This is a genomic window from Pseudomonas sp. RU47 (genome assembly GCF_004011755.1).
In the GTDB taxonomy this organism is placed as follows: domain Bacteria; phylum Pseudomonadota; class Gammaproteobacteria; order Pseudomonadales; family Pseudomonadaceae; genus Aquipseudomonas.
The window spans coordinates 5,242,342-5,260,906 of the sequence record NZ_CP022411.1 but is presented as its reverse complement, the minus strand read 5'-3'; the positions used below and the strand labels follow the sequence as shown (position 1 = coordinate 5,260,906).

Annotated in this window: 11 protein-coding genes; 5 read left to right on the top strand and 6 right to left on the bottom strand. The window is 59.1% G+C overall.

The genetic code is table 11. The annotated features are described in order from the left end of the window. Nucleotides 1-8: 8 nt before the first annotated feature. The 3 genes from CCX46_RS23945 to CCX46_RS23935 form a co-directional block, all read right to left on the bottom strand. On the bottom strand, nt 9-2,792 hold the full coding sequence (locus CCX46_RS23945) for an RHS repeat-associated core domain-containing protein (RefSeq protein WP_177413878.1): 2,784 nt from the start codon (nt 2,790-2,792) through the stop codon (nt 9-11). Continuing rightward, nucleotides 2,789-7,309: a SpvB/TcaC N-terminal domain-containing protein gene (locus tag CCX46_RS23940; RefSeq protein WP_127929552.1), complete on the bottom strand. Its 4,521-nt coding sequence runs from the start codon at nt 7,307-7,309 to the stop codon at nt 2,789-2,791. Before CCX46_RS23940 ends, CCX46_RS23945 begins: the two co-directional genes overlap by 4 nt. Nucleotides 7,310-7,510: 201 nt before the next feature. Beyond that, on the bottom strand, nt 7,511-9,034 hold the full coding sequence (locus CCX46_RS23935; protein WP_127929551.1) for a fumarate hydratase: 1,524 nt from the start codon (nt 9,032-9,034) through the stop codon (nt 7,511-7,513). Nucleotides 9,035-9,672: 638 nt separating this feature from the next. Here CCX46_RS23935 and CCX46_RS23930 point away from each other — a divergent pair. From CCX46_RS23930 to CCX46_RS23920, 3 genes are read left to right on the top strand one after another with little or no spacing between them, the layout of a single operon-like run. Continuing rightward, complete coding sequence (locus CCX46_RS23930; protein ID WP_127929550.1) at nt 9,673-10,779, top strand: GGDEF domain-containing protein; 1,107 nt, start codon at nt 9,673-9,675, stop codon at nt 10,777-10,779. Further along, nucleotides 10,772-11,707, top strand: a complete 936-nt coding sequence (locus CCX46_RS23925; protein WP_127929549.1) for an iron-sulfur-binding ferredoxin reductase — start codon at nt 10,772-10,774, stop codon at nt 11,705-11,707. The genes CCX46_RS23930 and CCX46_RS23925 overlap by 8 nt, the downstream gene beginning before the upstream one ends. A gap of 28 nt (nt 11,708-11,735) precedes the next feature. Continuing rightward, nucleotides 11,736-12,485: an enoyl-CoA hydratase-related protein gene (locus CCX46_RS23920; protein WP_127929548.1), complete on the top strand. Its 750-nt coding sequence runs from the start codon at nt 11,736-11,738 to the stop codon at nt 12,483-12,485. A 287-nt stretch (nt 12,486-12,772) separates the two neighbouring features. Here the strand turns inward: CCX46_RS23920 and CCX46_RS23915 are convergent, their stop codons facing one another. The 3 genes from CCX46_RS23915 to pyk all read right to left on the bottom strand — a co-directional run bounded on the left by CCX46_RS23915 (nt 12,773) and on the right by pyk (nt 17,272). Next, nucleotides 12,773-14,107, bottom strand: coding sequence for a hypothetical protein (locus CCX46_RS23915; RefSeq protein WP_127929547.1), 1,335 nt, complete (start codon nt 14,105-14,107; stop codon nt 12,773-12,775). Between the two features lie 246 nt (nt 14,108-14,353). Further along, the gene (locus CCX46_RS23910) at nt 14,354-15,643 is read right to left on the bottom strand and encodes a hypothetical protein (RefSeq protein ID WP_127929546.1); all 1,290 of its coding nucleotides are present in this window, start codon (nt 15,641-15,643) and stop codon (nt 14,354-14,356) included. A gap of 177 nt (nt 15,644-15,820) precedes the next feature. After that, nucleotides 15,821-17,272, bottom strand: a complete 1,452-nt coding sequence (gene pyk, locus CCX46_RS23905; RefSeq protein WP_127929545.1) for a pyruvate kinase — start codon at nt 17,270-17,272, stop codon at nt 15,821-15,823. Between the two features lie 172 nt (nt 17,273-17,444). Here pyk and CCX46_RS23900 point away from each other — a divergent pair, with 172 nt between their 5' ends. Together CCX46_RS23900 and CCX46_RS23895 are read left to right on the top strand one after the other, a co-directional pair. Next, nucleotides 17,445-17,831 carry a tetratricopeptide repeat protein gene (locus CCX46_RS23900; protein ID WP_007951249.1) on the top strand — a complete coding sequence of 129 codons (387 nt, stop codon included), beginning with the start codon at nt 17,445-17,447 and terminating at the stop codon, nt 17,829-17,831. A 230-nt stretch (nt 17,832-18,061) separates the two neighbouring features. Then, nucleotides 18,062-18,418, top strand: coding sequence for a PilZ domain-containing protein (locus CCX46_RS23895; protein WP_127929544.1), 357 nt, complete (start codon nt 18,062-18,064; stop codon nt 18,416-18,418). The last annotated feature ends 147 nt before the right edge of the window (nt 18,419-18,565 follow it).

The following is an 18,565-nucleotide window of genomic DNA, read 5'->3' as shown; positions in this document are numbered from 1 at the left end:
GCATGGTTTCAGTGACCGTTTTTAAACTTGGTGAGGAGGCGGTTCCCCGGCTTCTTTGATGCCAGATGCCGTTGTCTTGCTTTGTACAGATTGTCAGTGGTCCCCATCTCTCTGTATCGCGCAAGTCCGGCCTGAGCCTGTGCGATGTTGGCGAGCACGGCTCGGTTTTTCTGTTGCAAGCCAGCGCGCGTAATGACGGCCAGCGTTTCGCTGGAAGTATTGCCATTGACATTCGGCAGCACATTGGCAGGCGAAACACTGTCAACGCCCAATGCGTCAAAAGCTTTTTCCGCCCATGCAGACCGTTGTTCAATGGCCGCTTTCCAGTCGCTGAGCATTTTTTCGATCTTTTCAATTTTCACCGGGTCAAGCCGGTTCTTGATGTCTTGTGCTTCCTGCGCCCGACTTCCCATGTTAAGTGCGCCGGGAATGATCCCCACCACTGTTCCGAATACTCTGTTCATTAAAAATGCTGGGCTGAATAACGAATTGAGTGTCGGATGCAGCACTTCGCTCTTGAAGTCTTTCCATGAGTTGATTTCCTTGACGGGGGCCTCGATCCCCAGGCTTTGATCAATCGCGCTGACGGACATCTGCGAGGTTTGCGGGATCAAAGGCCCGACTTGCAGGCCGATAGAGTTTGCCACCGGCTCAACGATGGCCCCGGCGACATCACCCCCGATGTTGCCACCGACCAACGATGAAGGTTTCAACACGTTCGGTGCCACTTCAAGTGTTGGAATCATGGTGTCAAATTGGGCACCGCCCAAAGATCCACCTTCATAGCCGACAATCCCTCTGACGATTTCTCCCCCCAGATTCACTGCCATGTTCAGTGCAACATTTTGATTGATGATGTTGTGCAGTTGCCCCAATACTTCCTCGGAGTGTCCTTCTACGGCGGAAGCAAACGCCGAATACAGCATGATCACGCTTTCTGCCCGCGTGTTCCCGTCCGGATCGATAAAACCGATCGGGTTATTCCCCACGAATGCATATAAATTCAGACCGTCCGCCTGCTCAGCATCGGTGCTGATCCAGCGTTGCAACCACGGCGCGTAATACCGTGCGCCGTAGTAATACAGCCGGCTGACGTCCATCTCCTTGCCCGAGTAGCGAATGAACCTGTAACTCACTTCAAGCGCTGAGTGAGCGGCCATCCATGCGGTTTCGCCGAACGGGTAATAACCTTCCTGACTGATCAGTTGCGCCTGTTGATCCAGCTCCATCACACAGGAACCAAGGTGGTCTTCAAGGCTGTAGCGCAGTTGATCAGCGTCGATGCCTTTGGGTTTTTTCGCCAGCCAATACAGGTAGCGCGCATTGCCGACGCTGATCACGTGCAGTTCTTCGCCATTGTCACGAGTGCGAATTTCCAGCCCCGGCAAGTAACGCACCTGATGGAAATGTTCGACGTTGGCGGCCAGATAGTCGTGGCGTTTGAACACCCGCATACCCTGGCTGTATTCGTAGCGTTCGGCGTCACTGTTGTGGTTCTCGCGGGCCAGCAGAATCACCTGGTGCAGTTCGTCGCGGGCGTTCCACTTCAGGGGTTTGCCCACGTGGATGGCTTGTTGATTGCCGTGGCGGTCGAACAGCTTGTCGAAGTCCGGTTCCTCGCCCTCCGTCCACAGCACTGCGCGATTGCTGTTTGGGTCGATGCGCATTTGCCGGGTGTAATTGTTGCCGGCACGCACGTGGCACAGTTCGGTCAGGTTGCCGCCGCGGTCGTACCGGTACGTCTGGGTGAAGTTGAGGCGATTGTTCGCCGGTTGCGGCAGGCCGGGAATGTCCGAGGGCGGGGCGTCGTCGTAACCCGTTGCGCTGGTCAGTCGATAGAGCGAGTCGTAGGTGAAGTCGCGATGGCCGTCGATGAGCTGGTTGGCGAAGTATCGCGGTTGAAATGCGTGGTCTTCGATACGGGTGATGTTGCCGACAGGGTCGTAAAAATATTCGAAATCCTGCAGCACAGCGCCGCTGTCCTTGCGACTGGATTGGGTATGCAAGCGGCCGTCGGCCGGGTCGTACGTCCACTGACTGCGCACCTGATTGCCGGCCAGTTGTTCGATGATCTGGTCGGCGGCGTTGTACTGCGCGTCGAGCAGCACCGGGTGTGAATGGGACTTGCTGTTGATTTGCAGGTGCGTTTGCCTGAGCTGTCCGGCCAGACCGTAGCGTGACTGTTGTCGGTGGCCGCCGGCGTCAGTCTGCTCCAGCACCACGCCGAGCGGGCTGAATCGGCGCTGGCTGGTGAACGCTTGGCCATCGGTAAAGGTGCGGGTTTCCTTCAGCGGCTGGCCGGTCAGGGCAAAGCTGTCGGTGCGCAATGAACCCGAAGATTCTTTCTGTTCCAGCAACTGGCCGCGCTGGTTATGCCCGGCGTCGGCCGATGCATCGGCATAGGTAAACCTATCGATAACTTCATCGTTTTCGGCGAGCGTCACCACGCGCAGTTGCTCATCGAAGGTCGTGCGCCAATGCGCGTGGCGCGCGTCCCAGCGTTGCAGTGGCTCACCGGCCAGCCCCGGCAAGTTGAAACGCCAGCCGGCGTCGACACTGGCAGATTTCAGCAGCGCCCCGGCCAGGCTGTGGACCGAGGTCAGAGACGGCACCGAGAGACGCGGATCCCATTGCTCGACCAACCGTCCTGCGTGGTCGTGATATTGGCGGGTAACCAGGGCAGTAGCGGTGTCATCGGCCACCGCACGCAGGTACGCCACCTGTCGCACCGGCAAACCACGCGCATCGCTGACGGCAAGCGCTGGCGTACGTCGATGCAGGTTGGCGATCATGACCGCTGTACCTTTGGCGGTGGTGGCGGCTCGGCGGTGTCATTGAAATCTTCGCTGGCGCGATACCACGGGTGGTAGGTCTCGCGGGAGAAGTCACCCTTGGCGTTGACCAGCCTGGTCTGGCGCCCCAACGCGTCGTAGAACACCTGATCAAAGTAGCCCAGCTCGCGCAGTGACTGGTCGTTGACGTAGCGGTGGATATTGGCAAAAAACGGCCGGAACTGACGCACCGGCAAGCCTTTGTTGTTGTATTCGACACGCTCGCTGATGCGCCAGCGCGGATTGGCATCGACTTGTTTGAATTGACCATCCTCGACGATCAGCGAGCCATCGTCGCTTACGGCATAGGCCATGCCCGGATCAACCCGTTGCTGGGTTTGCAGGGGCCGGCCAAAGCCATCGACGCAAGCTTTGATGATCTGGATCTGCGCATCTGTCGCAACGTCGGGGTAGCGGTCGGCACTGAGGATGACGCTGTGCACCGGTTCGCGATGCACCGTGCTGATGACCTCGTGCAGGGCTTGCTCAGCAGGTGTCAGTGCGCTGCTGCGCTGTGCGAGTCGCCGCCGTGCGCTGGCCCTGATGTGGCCGCTGGGCAAGAGATCCCTCCGAGCGATCCATTCGCGGGTTGTCCGGCTGTCATTGGTCACCTGTCCCATCCAGCTGAACAGATCCTTGCGCAAGGTGGTGGCGGCTTCCTGCACGGCTTTTCCCGGGTTGGCGATGGCCGTCTCCGGGCGCCGGTCTTCTGGAATTCTGTACTCTTCCAGCGGGCTGAAGCCGGCAGGCTGGCCGTTCTCTGTGCCGTGAAAGCTGCTGGCAATTGGCTGGCCGGAAGGCTCGTAGATCGCTTCCTGAACGTTGTCATTGGCGTCGAATATCTTTAGCGGTTGCAGCGCGTGGTAGTCGTACTCGATGCGCGTGGTACAGCCATCCGGCAGCACCACGAGCGTCACGGCCAGCGCGTGAGCGTCGTATTCGGCGCGGGTGTAGCCGTGGCTGAGGGTTTCGCGATAACGCTGTACTTTGTAGAAACCGTCGAGGCCAGCGTATTCGGCATAGCCGAAATTGGCCGACCACAGGTCGTGCTCCGTACCGCCCAATGGATTCACCCAGAACAGAAACGGCATCGGCAGATATCCGATCTTTCGCAGTTCGTCCCGCACGTTGATTGGAGGGCGCACTTCGCTGTAAGCGTCCAGCGCGGTCTTGTCCAGTTGTGCGATTTCCAGTGGGCCGGCCAGGGCTTCGAACCCGGCAACACCGTCTTCCAGTTGCTTGCCATCGGTACCCAGGTAACGCTGCACGGACTGTGTCGTCAGCACGCGTTCGGCATTCCAGTGCGCCGAATCCTCATGCGCCATCAGGCATTCACAAGACACCTGCTCTGCGTCGAGCCCTGTGGGCAAAATGCCTTTTGGCAAGACCAGCGCGTTATCTCGCTGTTGATAAGGCAAACCCAGACGCCAATGCTGCAAGTCCTTGTCCAGCTCGATGAACGCTGAACGGCTTTCGTTCAGGTAGAACGATTGCTGCGCCGGGTCATGAGCGTCGAGCCACCATTGTTGTTCATCGGTATCGTCGAATGGCGGCAAATCCTCTTCGGTAAGCTGCCGGGCGTAGCTCACCCTCATTGTGTGCGTCGGCTGACCGTACGCGCTCCAGCGCAGATTCAGCTCTTTGCGACACAGAGGGTCATCGACAAAGCGGTCGTACTGACAGCTGATTTTTTCCACCACCAGCGGCAGTAATATGGCAGCGGCACAAGCACCTTGCGGGCGTACTTCGCGCACCTGATAACGCCATTCTTCGACCACATAAGGCGTGGCGATCCCGGGGCCGTCCACCTCTGCATCGGCATAGGTTTCACTGCGGATTACCGCGCCGGCCAGCGCCCGGGAAATCTGGTACCGGGTATCGTCATCGTGCGCCGGGATGATTTCATCAACGTCGTCGTCTGGGTGATGCCGGCTGAACAGAGTGTTGCCGAGGGGGACCGCTTGTGTGTCCTGATTGAAGTAGCCGGTGCGCGGCCGGTCCATCGATTGTCCGGTGTGAAACCAGGTATACACCCGCACCGGTTCGCTGAAGCCGACGTCATCAGCGCCGCTGGCGCTCTCACTGTCGGTTTGCTGCAACTGGCCGAAACCGCGGAACTCACGATCACGGCTGTCGTAGAAACCTTCCCGCCAGGTGAACGTCTGCGTCAGGCAATTGCCGGTGATTTCATCCAGTTGCTGTTGTTTCTTCACCACCGTCACCGGGAACGGCAGGTGGCAAACCGGCAAACGCTTGAGGGTGAGCAAACGGCGTTTTTCATCCAGCCATTCCTGCGCCGAACTGCGGTAGATCACGCGGGTACTGCAGCCCATGTTGTTGTTACTGCTGGTCAACAGATACGGTTTGGCCGAGACAAAATCGTAGCGCCAGTGCTGCGGCTGCATGTGCGTGAGCGTCAGGATCAGGCTGGCACAACCCAGGCCCTGCAGATCGGCAAAACTCACCTGGCTGAAACGGTCGTAACGTACGCCGTCGGGCCACGGCACGCTGATCGGCGTCTGCTCCAGGCCGTTGCCACCATGGTTCAGGTAGATATCGAAAGTGTCTGAATTCAGGTAAATCAGCGATGCGGCTCCGGAGCCGTCGAGGTCGGCAAGGCGTACGCGTGACGAATCGAATTGCGCGTAGTTGAAGGGTAGTTCGCTGATCTTGCGACCTTGGCCAAAGCGGCCGTGACCGAGGTTCGGCCAGCAGCGGATTTCATCGTGGCGTATCCGGCACAGCTCGGGCATGTCGCTGCCGAGAAGATTGCCCAGCAGCACCAGTTCTGTCGGAGAATTGCTGAATACCGGCAAGCGGTCGTCGTCGGGTTTGTGCGGCACCTCCTCAGGCGCGGCGAAACCTTGTTCGCGCTGGTTGGCATACAGCCGTACCGAATTCGGTCCGATCAAGGCCAGGCTGCTCAAGCCGTCACCGCTCAGGTCGCCAAGTGTCGAGAGGGCGGAGAAGAACTCCGGCGGGAAATGGCCGAAGGCAACAAAATCGTCAAACTGACGCTCTGCGGTGAATGTGCGAAAGCCGCTGCTGCCTGGTTGCGCGCTGACCCAGTCGAGTCGGCCGTCACCGGTAAGATCGGTCAACAGTTGCTGTACCGGACGGCTGCGATCGGCGACCGGAATCTTCTGCAAAGCGGTCCAGGGTCCATAACCGATTTCATCGCCGCCCGTCGTCGCGCGCAGCGGTTCGCGGTAATACCAACTCTGGTCATAACGGCAAAGAAACCCCGGCACGCCTTCGCCGAAGAGATCGACGCATTGATAGAAATTGTTGTCTTCGATGCCCGGCTGCACATCGGACTCGAAGAGTTGAAGCGGTTTTTTATTGATATCGAAGGTGGCGTAGTCGAACTCGATCGGCGGTGTGTTCTCGACAACGCCGTTGGCATCGAACGCCTGATAGTGCGCCGCGCTGATCTGGCTGTAGGTCCATTGCGCGACGTTTTGCGGTTGGTGATATTCCAGCAGCAGGCGGCGTACCAGTTTCGGTTTCTCGGTTTTTTCCCTGGAGAAGTGATGAAACAGCAACGCCTGCTGGCAAAGTCTGCGCGTGCCCAGTTCAAAGCCCCGACCATGGGTTGAAAAGCGGTCGGGGCGGACTGTCCAGTGGTTCGGGGGGGAGCCGTCATAGGCCGGGATATCGGTCAGCGACGTACTGCGCTCGCCGTAATCGAACAGCAGGTGGAAGTGCCAGTCCAGGTCTGTGGGATTCTCTGTTTTCCAGCTGTACAGATCGCTGCTGGCGGTGAAGTTGCCATAGCACACGCGGCACAGATAACGCTGGGCGCGGTAGTCATGTGTCGGGTCAGGATCCTGATCATCGGCCTTGTACTCAAAGCAGATATGTTCGCCACGGGCGTTCATGCTTTCGCCGATCAGCCACGCGGCGACGCGTCCAGGTGCATCGGGATCGGCGAGCCTGGTCGCTGCGGTTTTGCCGTAAATGTGCAGTGAACCATCGGCGCCATGTATCAGCCAGAACACCGGTGGATCTGCTTCTCTGGTCTGGCGCTGCCAGCGCTCACGCAAAGCAAAGTCGCCTTCGACTTGCGGCCAGTAACGCACCACTTTGTGCGGACCGATGTCGACGCCGTTGTAGCTGTTGGCATCACGTGATTTGAGTTCGCCATTTTCGTCCAGCTCCGGCATCCATACTTCGCCATCTACGCCGATGATTTCGTCGTGCTCGGTATAACGCGGCACGCCTTTGTTGGTGCGGCGGCTGATCTGACCCACGCCACTCAGATTCCACGAAAGGCCGAACGGACCGTTGCCGCTCTGACTGCTGTAGTTCAAGGAAAACTGTGGGTCCCAGCCTCGCCCGGCGGATGTTGGAATCGGCAGTTCGAACGCTGCCGCTCCGGTCGGGCCCACAGCGCCCCAGCTTTTGCCGATGGTGGCGATCGATGCGCTTTTGGCGATGGAGGGCGTGGTGATGCTCAGTTCTTGTTGCTCGGCCATGGTCGAATCCATTGCGCAGAAGGTGGGCGTGAATGGACTGACGCTAACAAGAACCGCGATTAAATGAACCTGTCAGATCTGACAGGTGCGCAAGATCATTTTGTGTGCATTGACGACGTTTTTATCGCGATCGGTTTGCACAAACAAAAACGGCCGGATCATCCAAGGGATGAACCGGCCGTTTTTATGAGGGCGAAGGGCTTACCGCACTTCTACCGCCAGGCTTTCGCTGATCTTCTGTTGCCAGATCGCAGGACCGGTGATGTGCACCGACTCACCTTTGCTGTCCACCGCAACGGTGACCGGCATGTCCTTGACCTCGAACTCGTAGATCGCTTCCATGCCCAGTTCGGCGAACGCCAGCACCTTGGACTTCTTGATCGCCTGAGCGACCAGGTAAGCAGCACCGCCGACGGCCATCAAGTACACGGCTTTGTTGTCCTTGATCGCTTCGATCGCGGTCGGGCCGCGCTCGGATTTGCCGATCATGCCCAACAGGCCGGTTTGCTCAAGGATCTGACGAGTGAACTTGTCCATCCGCGTCGCGGTGGTCGGGCCCGCCGGGCCAACCACTTCGTCACCGACCGGATCAACCGGGCCGACGTAGTAGATGAAGCGACCTTTCAGATCCACCGGCAGGGTTTCACCCTTGTTCAGCATCTCGACCATGCGCTTGTGCGCGGCGTCGCGACCGGTGAGCATTTTGCCGTTGAGCAGGACGGTTTCGCCCGGCTTCCAGCTCTGCACGTCTTCCGGGGTCAGGGTGTCGAGGTTGACGCGACGGGCCGACGGGCCGGCTTCCCAGACGATTTCCGGATAGGCGTCCAGCGGTGGCGCTTCCAGCGAGGCCGGGCCGGAACCGTCGAGCACGAAGTGTGCGTGACGGGTGGCGGCGCAGTTCGGGATCATGCACACCGGCAGCGAGGCGGCGTGGGTCGGGTAGTCCATGATCTTCACGTCGAGCACGGTGGTCAGGCCACCGAGGCCCTGGGCGCCGATGCCCAACTGGTTGACCTTCTCGAACAGCTCCAGACGCATTTCTTCGATGCGGTTCTGTGGGCCACGGGCCTTCAGTTCGTGGATGTCGATGGATTCCATCAACACTTCCTTGGCCATGACCGCAGCTTTCTCGGCGGTGCCGCCGATGCCGATGCCGAGCATACCCGGTGGGCACCAGCCGGCGCCCATGGTCGGAACGGTCTTCAGTACCCAGTCGACGATCGAGTCGGACGGGTTGAGCATGGCCATTTTCGACTTGTTCTCGGAACCGCCGCCCTTGGCCGCCACGTCCACTTCCACGGTGTTGCCCGGGACGATGGAGTAGTGAATCACGGCAGGGGTGTTGTCCTTGGTGTTTTTGCGAGCGCCCGCCGGGTCGGCGAGGATCGAGGCACGCAGGACGTTTTCCGGCAGGTTGTAGGCGCGACGTACGCCTTCGTTGATCATGTCGTCCAGGCCCATGGTGGCGCCATCCCAACGCACGTCCATGCCGACGCGCACGAACACGGTAACGATACCGGTGTCCTGGCAGATCGGGCGGTGGCCAGTGGCGCACATGCGCGAGTTGATCAGGATCTGCGCCATCGAGTCACGGGCCGCTGGCGATTCTTCGCGCAGGTAGGCTTCGTGCATCGCCTGGATGAAATCCACGGGGTGGTAATAGGAAATGAACTGCAGGGCGTCGGCAACGCTCTGAATCAGGTCGTCTTGCTTGATCACGGTCATGAGTCGCGCTCCTCTAAAAGACGGGAACATTTTAATAGGGCAGCTTTGAGCTTCTAGCTTCGAGCGGCAAGTTGGAGCAGTACGCGGACTGTTCGAGCTTGCGGCTTGGAGCTTGCAACTTGAAGCTGGCCCTTTGGGCCGGGCACGCCGGGGCTGCTGGCGCGACGCTAAAAAGGCGCGGCAGTATACCGCGCCTCGATGGGGCGTACACGCGCCGGCAGTCATTCGTTGGTCGCATGGGTGGGCGAATATCGGACAGCGGGTTTGCACTTCAAGAGCTACTCCCTCACCCCAGCCCTCTCCCCCAAGGGGGGCGAGGGGGAAAGGGAGCCGATTTTCGTGGTATTCAAAAACTCGGTTCGGCTGAGGAAAAGGGAGCTGATTTGTGCCGTTTGCAAACCAGAGTTCGACGTGATGCTTCAGGTCGGTGTAACTCGGAAAAACAACTCGGTCAGTCCCCTCTCCCTCCGGGAGAGGGCTAGGGTGAGGGGCTTTTGACGGTATACGCAGGCCACACTTTTGACGTCAATTTTCGAGCCCGAAAATCGGTGGTCATTTATCGACTGGGCCTCTAAAGTGGCAGCCGGTCTGTAGAGTAGGACACTCGGTCAGCCTCTTATCGCACGGTGAGTCAACGATTGACCCATAACGCCATTCAACGTCTTTTGCTCAAACGCTTTGCCCTCGCTGCGGCCACCTATGGATTGGCTTTGCTGCTGCTGTGGCTGGCGTTTTTCACGGGGCATTACGAGCAGTCCCTGACTTCTGTCGCCGTTGGCAGTGCGCTGGTCGTCATCAGCCAGTCGGCGCTGTTCGCGCTGTTCTGGAGCGGGCGCAACCTGCGCTTTGCCGATCCCAGCCTGACCGAAGTGCAGGTGCTGCTCGGCCTCGGCTGGCAGACCTGGCTGATCGCCCATCTGGGTGAAGCCCGCGGTGCCTTTCTGGTGTTCTACGTGCTGATCCTGCTGTTCGGCCTGTTCCACCTCAGCCGACGGGCTTTCGTGCGTTGCGCACTGCTGGTGTTCTTCAGTTTCTGCGCAATCACGCTGTGGGACGGCTACCACTTCCGCTTGCGCGAACCGGCGCTCGCAGCCTTGCAGGTGTGCATTCTGGCGATGGTGCTGGCGTGGCTGGTGCTTTACGCGCGTTTCGTCCAGGTTTCTCGACAACGCCAGCGTCAACGCCGGTTTGCCTTGCAGGCGCATCAGGACACCCTGCGCGGGATGATGCGGCAGCTCGAAGATCTGGTCGCCACCGATGAGTTGACCGGGTTGTTCAATCGTCGGCATTTTCTGCGTCTGGCCACGCGAGAGCTGAACGAAATGGACGACGATATCGTGCATGGTCTGGCGCTGATCGACCTCGACCACTTCAAACGCATCAACGACCTGCACGGCCATGCGGCGGGCGATCAGGTGCTGCAGGCCTTCGCCGGCGTCGCACAGGCATGCCTGCGCGACGGCGATGTGCTGGCGCGTTATGGTGGTGAGGAATTCGTCGTGCTGCTGCCCGATTGCGACGCCGAACGGCTGACCGCTTGCTGCGAGCGTCTGCGCATCGCCTTCACCGACGTCGAACTGGTCGGCCTGAATGTGCGCAACCTCAGCCTGTCCGCCGGCATGACGCTGCTGGCGTTGGGCGATGATCTGGACGACGCCTTGCAGCGCGCCGATCAGGCCTTGTATCGGGCCAAGCGTGACGGGCGCAATCGTTGTGCGGCCGCATGGGAGAACGTCGATGCCTGAACTTCGCGTCGGTGAACGACAGTGGGCAGTGACCACGGGCAGCAATCTGCTCGATGCCCTTAATCAGAACGGTGTGGCGGTGCCTTACAGCTGCCGCGCCGGCAGTTGCCATGCCTGTCTGGTGCAATGTGTGCAAGGCCTGCCCGCGGACAATCGCCCGGACGCCTTGAGCGCCGAACAGCGTCAGCAAGGCTGGCGCCTGGCGTGTCAGTGTCAGGTGATCGAAGACTTGCAGGTGCACACCTTCGACCCGATCACCGACGGTCGCCCGGCGGTGGTCGAAGCGCTGGACTGGCTCAGCGACAACGTCCTGCGCCTGCGCCTGACTCCGCAGCGGCCGTTGCGCTACAGCGCCGGGCAACATCTGGTGTTGTGGATCAATCACATTGCCCGGCCGTATTCGCTGGCAAGCCTGCCGGAAGAAGACCGTTTTCTCGAATTTCACCTCGATTGCCGTCAGCCCGGCGAATTCAGCGATGCTGCGCGGCGTTTGCAGATCGGCGACCCGATCCGGCTTGGCGAACTGCGCGGCGGCGCCTTGCACTACGACCCGGACTGGCACAGTCGCCCACTATGGCTACTGGCCGCCGGTACCGGTTTAGGCCCGTTGTTCGGCGTGCTGCGCGAAGCCTTGCGCCAGGATCACCAAGGCGCGATCCGCGTCATTCACGTCGCCCATGACGATCACGAGCACTATCTGGCCAAACCCCTTGCCGCACTGGCCGCGCAGCGCGAAAACCTCAGCGTCGAGTTGTGGACGGCGGCCGAGTCAGCCGCCGCTTTGGCGCAACTGCGCCTTGTTTCCCGGCAAACCCTGGCCTTAGTCTGCGGCTCGACGGCCAGTGTCGACGCTTTCGCAAGGCGTCTGTACCTGGCCGGACTGCCGCGCAATCAACTGCTGGCCGACGTATTTTTGAGCCGTGGTTGAGCGCTGAATTTCCGACGCGAGACACGCCATGACCGAAGCCATCCTGCTGGAACGCGAACGCGGTTTACTGACCCTGCGGCTTAATCGCCCGGACAAGAAAAACGCCCTGACCCGCGCCATGTACAGCCGCCTCGCCGAGGCGCTGAAGCAAGCCGATGGCGATCCTGATATCAACGCCGTACTGATCACCGGCAGCGCCGAATGCTTCACCGCCGGCAACGACATTGCCGACTTCGTCCAGCAACCGCCGAGCGACCTCGACAGCCCGGTCTTTCACTTCATGCTCAATCTGCTCGAATGCCGCAAACCGGTGATCGCCGCTGTGGCCGGCGCGGCGGTGGGCATTGGCACCACGTTGTTGCTGCATTGCGATCTCGTCTACGTGGCCCGCGATTCGCGATTGCGCATGCCGTTCGTCAATCTTGGTTTGTGCCCGGAGTTCGGTTCGAGCCTGATCCTCCCGCGTTTGCTCGGGCAGGCCAAAGCGGCGGAGCTTCTGTTACTGGGCGAAGGCTTTACCGGTGAACAAGCCGCGGCCTGGGGCATTGCTACGGAGGCGTTGGGCAGCGGCGATGCAGCGTTGCGCAAGGCGCGGGAAGTGGCGTTGCGTTTCGACGAACTGCCGGCTGAGGCAGTGCGTATCAGCAAGCAATTGATGAAGGCGCCGGATCGCGAGTTGATTCGTAAGGTGATCGAGGAGGAGGGCGCATTGTTCACTCAAAGACTGCGCTCGCCGGAAGCGTTGGCGGCGTTGACCGGGTTTATCAAACGGCATTGAAAAGCCAACCCTCACCCCAGCCCTCTCCCGGAGGGAGAGGGGGCCGACCGAGGTGTATTGCGTTATTCGTCGACCTGGAAGATGCGGTCGATTATGGATTCGCCGAAGCTTTGTCGGGTCGGTGCAATTGCGCAATATCCCCCGATCGGTCCCCTCTCCCTCTGGGAGAGGGTTAGGGTGAGGGGCTTTTGATTCAGCGCAGCAATAAAATCCCCGCCAACTAAAAAGCGGGGCCAACGATTACCGGCAGGTCAATCGATCAAGCCGCGGGCGATGCATGGCTACGTTTATTGTCGATGGTTACCGATGCCACCGTAAAAGCGCATAACCATGGCCTTATCCGACCCCGCGTAGTACCCAAAACCGCCGACGATGATTTTTCCATCCTCCTGCAACGCCAGGCTACTCAGGAACGTCGATGCACGCGCCTTGATCCAGAAACTGTCGGCGTTGAAATCAGTGTCCTCTTTGCCGTCACTCAAAAGGCGCGCCAACACCCCGTAAGACTGGCTGGGCGACGGCGGCGGTTCGGGCGATGTAATTGCGCCCATCAGCAGGATTTTCCCGTCCGGCTGCATCGCGGCGGCTCTCCAACGGGTGAGGTTGTTCTCTAACCGGATGTACAAAGGGTTACCGCTGTTGAATTGAATATTGTCTTTGCCGTCGGGTTCCAGGCTGATCAACAAGCCTCGCCCATCCGACGTGTTGCCTACACCCAACAATCGGTTATTAGTCTGTCTGACCAACGAATTGAATGTTGCATCGACCAGGTCAGTGGTTTTGAAGACGCGAACGCCAGTTCCATGGAAAGACGTGTCAGGGACACCTTGAGCCGTATAGCGGGCAATGAACAGTCCGGCCGACTCGCTATTCTCCGTCAGTTTGCCGCAGACAACGATATTGCCTTTATCGTCGATAAAGCCGCTGTTCAGTTTTACGCTGTCGGGGTTTGCACCCGGCTCAATCACTTGCAATTGCCCCGTTTTATTAAAGGCCGTATCGGGTGTGCCGTCGCTGTTGAGCACAAAGATGAAAGCTCGCGTATCAGCGATATGGTTGGCAAAGTAGGTGTGGAGAATGAGGCTTTTCCCGTTGGACATCGGCACGACACAGGTGGTGAGATCCTGTTCCTGCACGCGCTTGAGCGCAGAGAGTCCCCGCTGCGACGCGGGGGATGGGATGACGACGTAGCCGTTCCTGTTGCTGCCGTAAGTCGTATCGAGCGTACCGTCGGCATTGAATCGGGCTAACGCTGGAATAGTGCGGCTGCCGGCAAGCCCGACCAGGAGGATTTTTCCGTCATTTAGCAATATGATCGAAAAACCGGCCGATGGGCTATTGGAGGCAAAGTTGCCGCTGGCGATGCCGTTCGTGTCCTTGGCAAACTCGCTGTCCAGCGTTCCGTCGGGTTTCAGTCGGCCCAGCACGTAAACCCGTCCCCGCAATCCACCATCTGCTTCCCCGGTGAAATACACATGTCCTCCTTTCGACACGCTTTGCGCCGCCACACCAAAAATGAGTTTCGCCTCTGGGTTGGTACCTGCAGGAAACCATACGCCTGTCCTGTTGAAGTCAGGGTCGGGTGTAACGGTGGCTGAAGTGGATGGCTGTCGACTGTTCATGAGCTATCCCTGCGATTGAATGGTTGATTCAATCGCAATTAACGGCGCATCTGCGGCAGGCGTCTACTGACAACTCTGACAGTAGACGCCGCTGTCTTGAGGGTGTAGTGCGCGGTGATCAGCCAGACAACAAAAAGCCCCGACACTCAGATGCCGGGGCTTTGGTTTTTCAGCGTGTCACTCAAACCTGCGGATTACTCACTTACGCCCTTGACCAACCCTGCCGGAAATGAAATCAAGGGGGCATCAGTCATGCAGAGCGTTGGACAGATTTCCGCCGTTAAAGCGAAGCACCGCGCCTTCCTGATTGTGCTTTCCGGCCACGACAATTTTTCCGTCACTCTGCAGCGACAGGTTATGAAAATACCAACCCCGTTCGTTTGTACTCCACCACCCGCGACCGTTAAACGCACGGTCAAGCTGTCCGTCGCTCAGCAGGCGCACGATGACGCTGGCACTTGGCTCCTGGACATAGGTCCGGCCGATCACAATTATTTTTCCATCCGTTTGCATGGCAGCCGCTTTCCACCACGTCGCGTTATCATCGAGACGGGTCAGTAAAGGCTGCCCACCGTTGAATTGAATATTTGCCTTGCCATCGGCTTCCAGGCTAATCAAAACACCTTGATATTCCTGTGTCGAACCGATCGCCAGCAATCTCTTGTCGGGTTGAAAAATCACCGCGTCGAGGTTGGCGAAGCCCAGCGGGGATTGGGAGTAGAGGACAAAACCTTGAGTGCCGAAATCCGTATCAAGGCTGCCGTCAGATTTGTAACGTGCAAGTAACGCCTCAGGTTTGCCAGCTTCGCGTTCCAGACTGCCGCACACCACAATGTTGCCGTCCGGGTCGATGAGGCCGCTGCGAAGTTTCAAATCCTCAGGCCTGCCGATTGGATGGATCACCTGGACGTAGCCGGTCCCGTTAAAGTCCGTATCCAGTGAACCATTGCTGTTAAGTCGAAAGATGAAGGCCGCGGTGTCTGCCAGATGGGCGATGGAGTACGTGACCACAACGAGGATTCTCCCATCTGCCAAGGCAAATGCGTTGGTCGATGGCTCTCCTGTTTGCTTCGCATTTGACGTGGTCAACTGCGGTTCAGTGGTTTTTGGGTATTCCAGAACCACCGTGCCTGCTGAACCGAAGTCGGTATCCACCGCTCCATTACTCGAGAAACGCCTCAGCGCCGGTACGCTGTTGCGGGTCCAGCCGTGGACAAGAATGGCGCCATCATCGAGCAAGGTAATGGACTGGCCCGATGAGTTGGCGTTGGGGCGGAAATCACCAATGGCAAGACCCGCTTCGCCAAAATCGCGGCCCAGTGTCCCGTCAGGCAGAAGGTAGCCCAACACATAGCGTGCGTGGACTGAGCCGACGCTGCCGGTGAAGTACAGGCGTTCAGGGACTGAGCCATGTAGTGCCTTGACTCCCCATAATCTGCCGGGCAAGCGCTCAGCTTTCAGATGGTAAATGCCTGCATCTGCGAAACTTTGATCGAGCGTGCCGGGTACGGCGCCCGTTTCATTATGGCTGTTCATTAGGCTGTCCCTGCACGATTAAACGAAATGTCCTGACCAGTACGCGCCTGGGCCGCAGTGGTGGTCAACTGTCAAACCTGACAGTTGACATCACGCCGAAAGCCAACGTCATCAACACGCAGATACGAAAAAGCCCCGGCACTCACATGCCGGGGCTCTTGTTTTTCAGCGTGTCACTCAGACCTGCGGATCGCCCACGTGCAGGATCTTCATGCCGTTGGTGCCGCCGGTGGTGTGGTAGCTGTCGCCCTTGGTCAGAATGACCCAGTCGCCTTTTTCCACAACGCCGCGCTTGACCAGCTCGTCGATCGCCTTTTGGCTGACTTCGTGCGGTTCCAGCGAAGCCGGGTCGAACGGTACGGTGTACACGCCACGGAACATGGCTGCGCGCGCCTGGGTTTCACGGTGCGGCGAGAACGCGTAGATCGGCACCGAGGAACGGATGCGCGACATGATCAGCGGGGTGTAGCCACTTTCGGTCAGGGCGATGATCGCTTTGACGCCCGGGAAGTGGTTGGCGGTGTACATGGTCGCCAGTGCGATGCTTTCGTCGCAGCGGGTGAATTCCTTGCCGATGCGGTGGCTGGAGGTTTTACCGGTCGGGTGCTTTTCAGCGCCGACGCAGATGCGCGCCATTGCCTGCACAGCTTCCAGCGGGTACTGGCCAGCGGCGGATTCAGCAGACAGCATCACGGCGTCGGTGTAGTCGAGCACGGCGTTGGCCACGTCGGACACTTCGGCGCGGGTTGGCATCGGGTTCTGGATCATCGACTCCATCATCTGGGTCGCGACGATCACAGCCTTGTTGTGGCGGCGTGCGTGCAGAATGATTTTCTTCTGAATGCCCACCAGCTCGGCATCGCCGATTTCCACACCCAAGTCACCACGGGCAACCATCACCGCGTCGGACGCCTTGATCAGACCGTCGAGGGTTTCGTCGTCGGCCACGGCTTCGGCGCGTTCGATCTTCGCTACCAGCCAGGCAGTACCGCCGGCTTCGTCGCGCAGTTGACGGGCGTATTCCATGTCGGCAGCGTCACGCGGGAAGGACACCGCGAGGTAGTCGACTTCCATTTCTGCGGCGAGCTTGATGTCGGCCTTGTCTTTTTCAGTCAGGGCCGGTGCGGTCAGGCCGCCACCGCGACGGTTGATGCCTTTGTGGTCGGACAGCGGGCCGCCGATGGTCACGGTGCAATGCAATTCTGTTGCGGTGGCGGTATCAACGCGCATCACCACACGGCCGTCGTCGAGCAGCAGCTCGTCGCCCACGCCGCAGTCCTTGACCAGATCCGGGTAGTCGATGCCGACCACTTGCTGGTTGCCTTCGGTCAACGGATGGCTGGTGGAGAAGGTGAACGGGTCACCGATCTTCAGCTCGATCTTCTTGTTGGCGAATTTGGCGATACGGATTTTCGGGCCTTGCAGGTCACCCAGCAGGGCGACGAAACGACCGTGCTTGGCAGCCAGGTCACGCACCAGCTTCGCGCGAGCCTTGTGCTCGTCGGGGGTGCCGTGGGAGAAGTTCAGACGGGCAACGTCCAGACCAGCCAGAATCAGCTGTTCGAGAACTTCCGGCGAGTTACTGGCCGGGCCAAGGGTAGCGACGATTTTGGTACGACGGACGGACATGCAAAGACTCCTGAGTTCAAGCGCTAGCGAAGGCTACTATGCTCGGAGGGTGTAGTCATTGTTCGTTTGCACTACTTAATGTTTTCTTTATTGAACACGACAACTTTGGGACAAACGCGCCTGAAGATTTCCGACCATGGGTCGATACATTGCTCAAGACAGGAGAACCCTCATGCGATTCGTACCCATTGCCGCCCTTGCCCTCAGCGTCCTCGCCGTCACGGGCTGCACCCGTTGGTCGATGAACCATCATTTGAACAACGCCTACAGCGCCTATGATCGCGGCAATTGCGAGCAGGTCATGCTCGAGCTGTCCAAGGTCGAACGCGCCAGCCGCGCCCGCCCGTATGTGTGGCCGGAAGTGTCGATGATGCGCGGCCAGTGCCTTGAGCGGCAGAAAATGTTTGTCGACGCGGCGCAGACCTACCAGTTCATCATTGCCTCGTACCCCAACAGCGAATACGCCTACCGCGCCCGCGCCCGTCTGGAAACCTTGCAGAGCCTGGGCCACTACCCGACCCGCAGCGCCGCTGCCGTGGTGCGTCCAACCCGTTTCTGATGACAGTTGTCATACAAAATCTGGCCGTGTGTACAAGCTGAGCTATAGTCGAAGAACCCGGATTCAGCGCCACGTTGCTGAATCCGGAGCAACACCTGCGACTGGCAGTTGTAAGGTGACGGCGACGTAGCGACCGTCACACCGGAAGCGGGGAGAGCGGGCCGGCGATACCGGTACGTTCCGAAGCTAAGGTGCGGCTCTGTGATGGAGCCTTGCATGGCGAACTGCGCATGTTTACCGAACGGATCGAACGGCATCAGCTGCCGTACTTCCTCAGAGTGTTCAATACCGTCACCGACAAACCGATCGGCTTTCTGGGTAACGTCTCCGAAGACGGGCTGATGCTGATCAGCCAGTTGCCGATGATGGTGGGCGTGGACTTCCAGCTACGCCTGAAAATCCCCGCCAGCGATGGCTGCCAGCAAGTCATCGACTTCACCGCGTGTTGCGTGTGGTGCCATGAAGACGCCACACCACTGCATTACGACGCCGGGTTCGTTCTGCTGCAACCGCCGGTGGAGTTTGGCCAGTTGGTGCAGGCGCTGCGGCAGTATTTCAGTTTTCAGCCGTTGCCGGCTTCGGCTTGATTCGATAGCGCCAAGTGCTGTGTGGGTATGTATCAAGCGTGCGTTCTCCGCTTGAGTAATTGTTTTCGCTATTGATACCGCGATTTTAATGTCAATAAGTTCTTGTTGACTGTCAGATCTGACAGTGGTCGCTCATCCCGCCATCCC

Coding starts and splice junctions, on each gene's coding strand:
- CCX46_RS23945 (WP_177413878.1), bottom strand. CDS start 2,792: ATGATCGCCAACCTGCATCGACGTACGCCAGCGCTTGCCGTCAGCGAT.
- CCX46_RS23940 (WP_127929552.1), bottom strand. CDS start 7,309: ATGGCCGAGCAACAAGAACTGAGCATCACCACGCCCTCCATCGCCAAA.
- CCX46_RS23935 (WP_127929551.1), bottom strand. CDS start 9,034: ATGACCGTGATCAAGCAAGACGACCTGATTCAGAGCGTTGCCGACGCC.
- CCX46_RS23925 (WP_127929549.1), top strand. CDS start 10,772: ATGCCTGAACTTCGCGTCGGTGAACGACAGTGGGCAGTGACCACGGGC.
- CCX46_RS23920 (WP_127929548.1), top strand. CDS start 11,736: ATGACCGAAGCCATCCTGCTGGAACGCGAACGCGGTTTACTGACCCTG.
- CCX46_RS23915 (WP_127929547.1), bottom strand. CDS start 14,107: ATGAACAGTCGACAGCCATCCACTTCAGCCACCGTTACACCCGACCCT.
- CCX46_RS23910 (WP_127929546.1), bottom strand. CDS start 15,643: ATGAACAGCCATAATGAAACGGGCGCCGTACCCGGCACGCTCGATCAA.
- pyk (WP_127929545.1), bottom strand. CDS start 17,272: ATGTCCGTCCGTCGTACCAAAATCGTCGCTACCCTTGGCCCGGCCAGT.
- CCX46_RS23900 (WP_007951249.1), top strand. CDS start 17,445: ATGCGATTCGTACCCATTGCCGCCCTTGCCCTCAGCGTCCTCGCCGTC.
- CCX46_RS23895 (WP_127929544.1), top strand. CDS start 18,062: ATGTTTACCGAACGGATCGAACGGCATCAGCTGCCGTACTTCCTCAGA.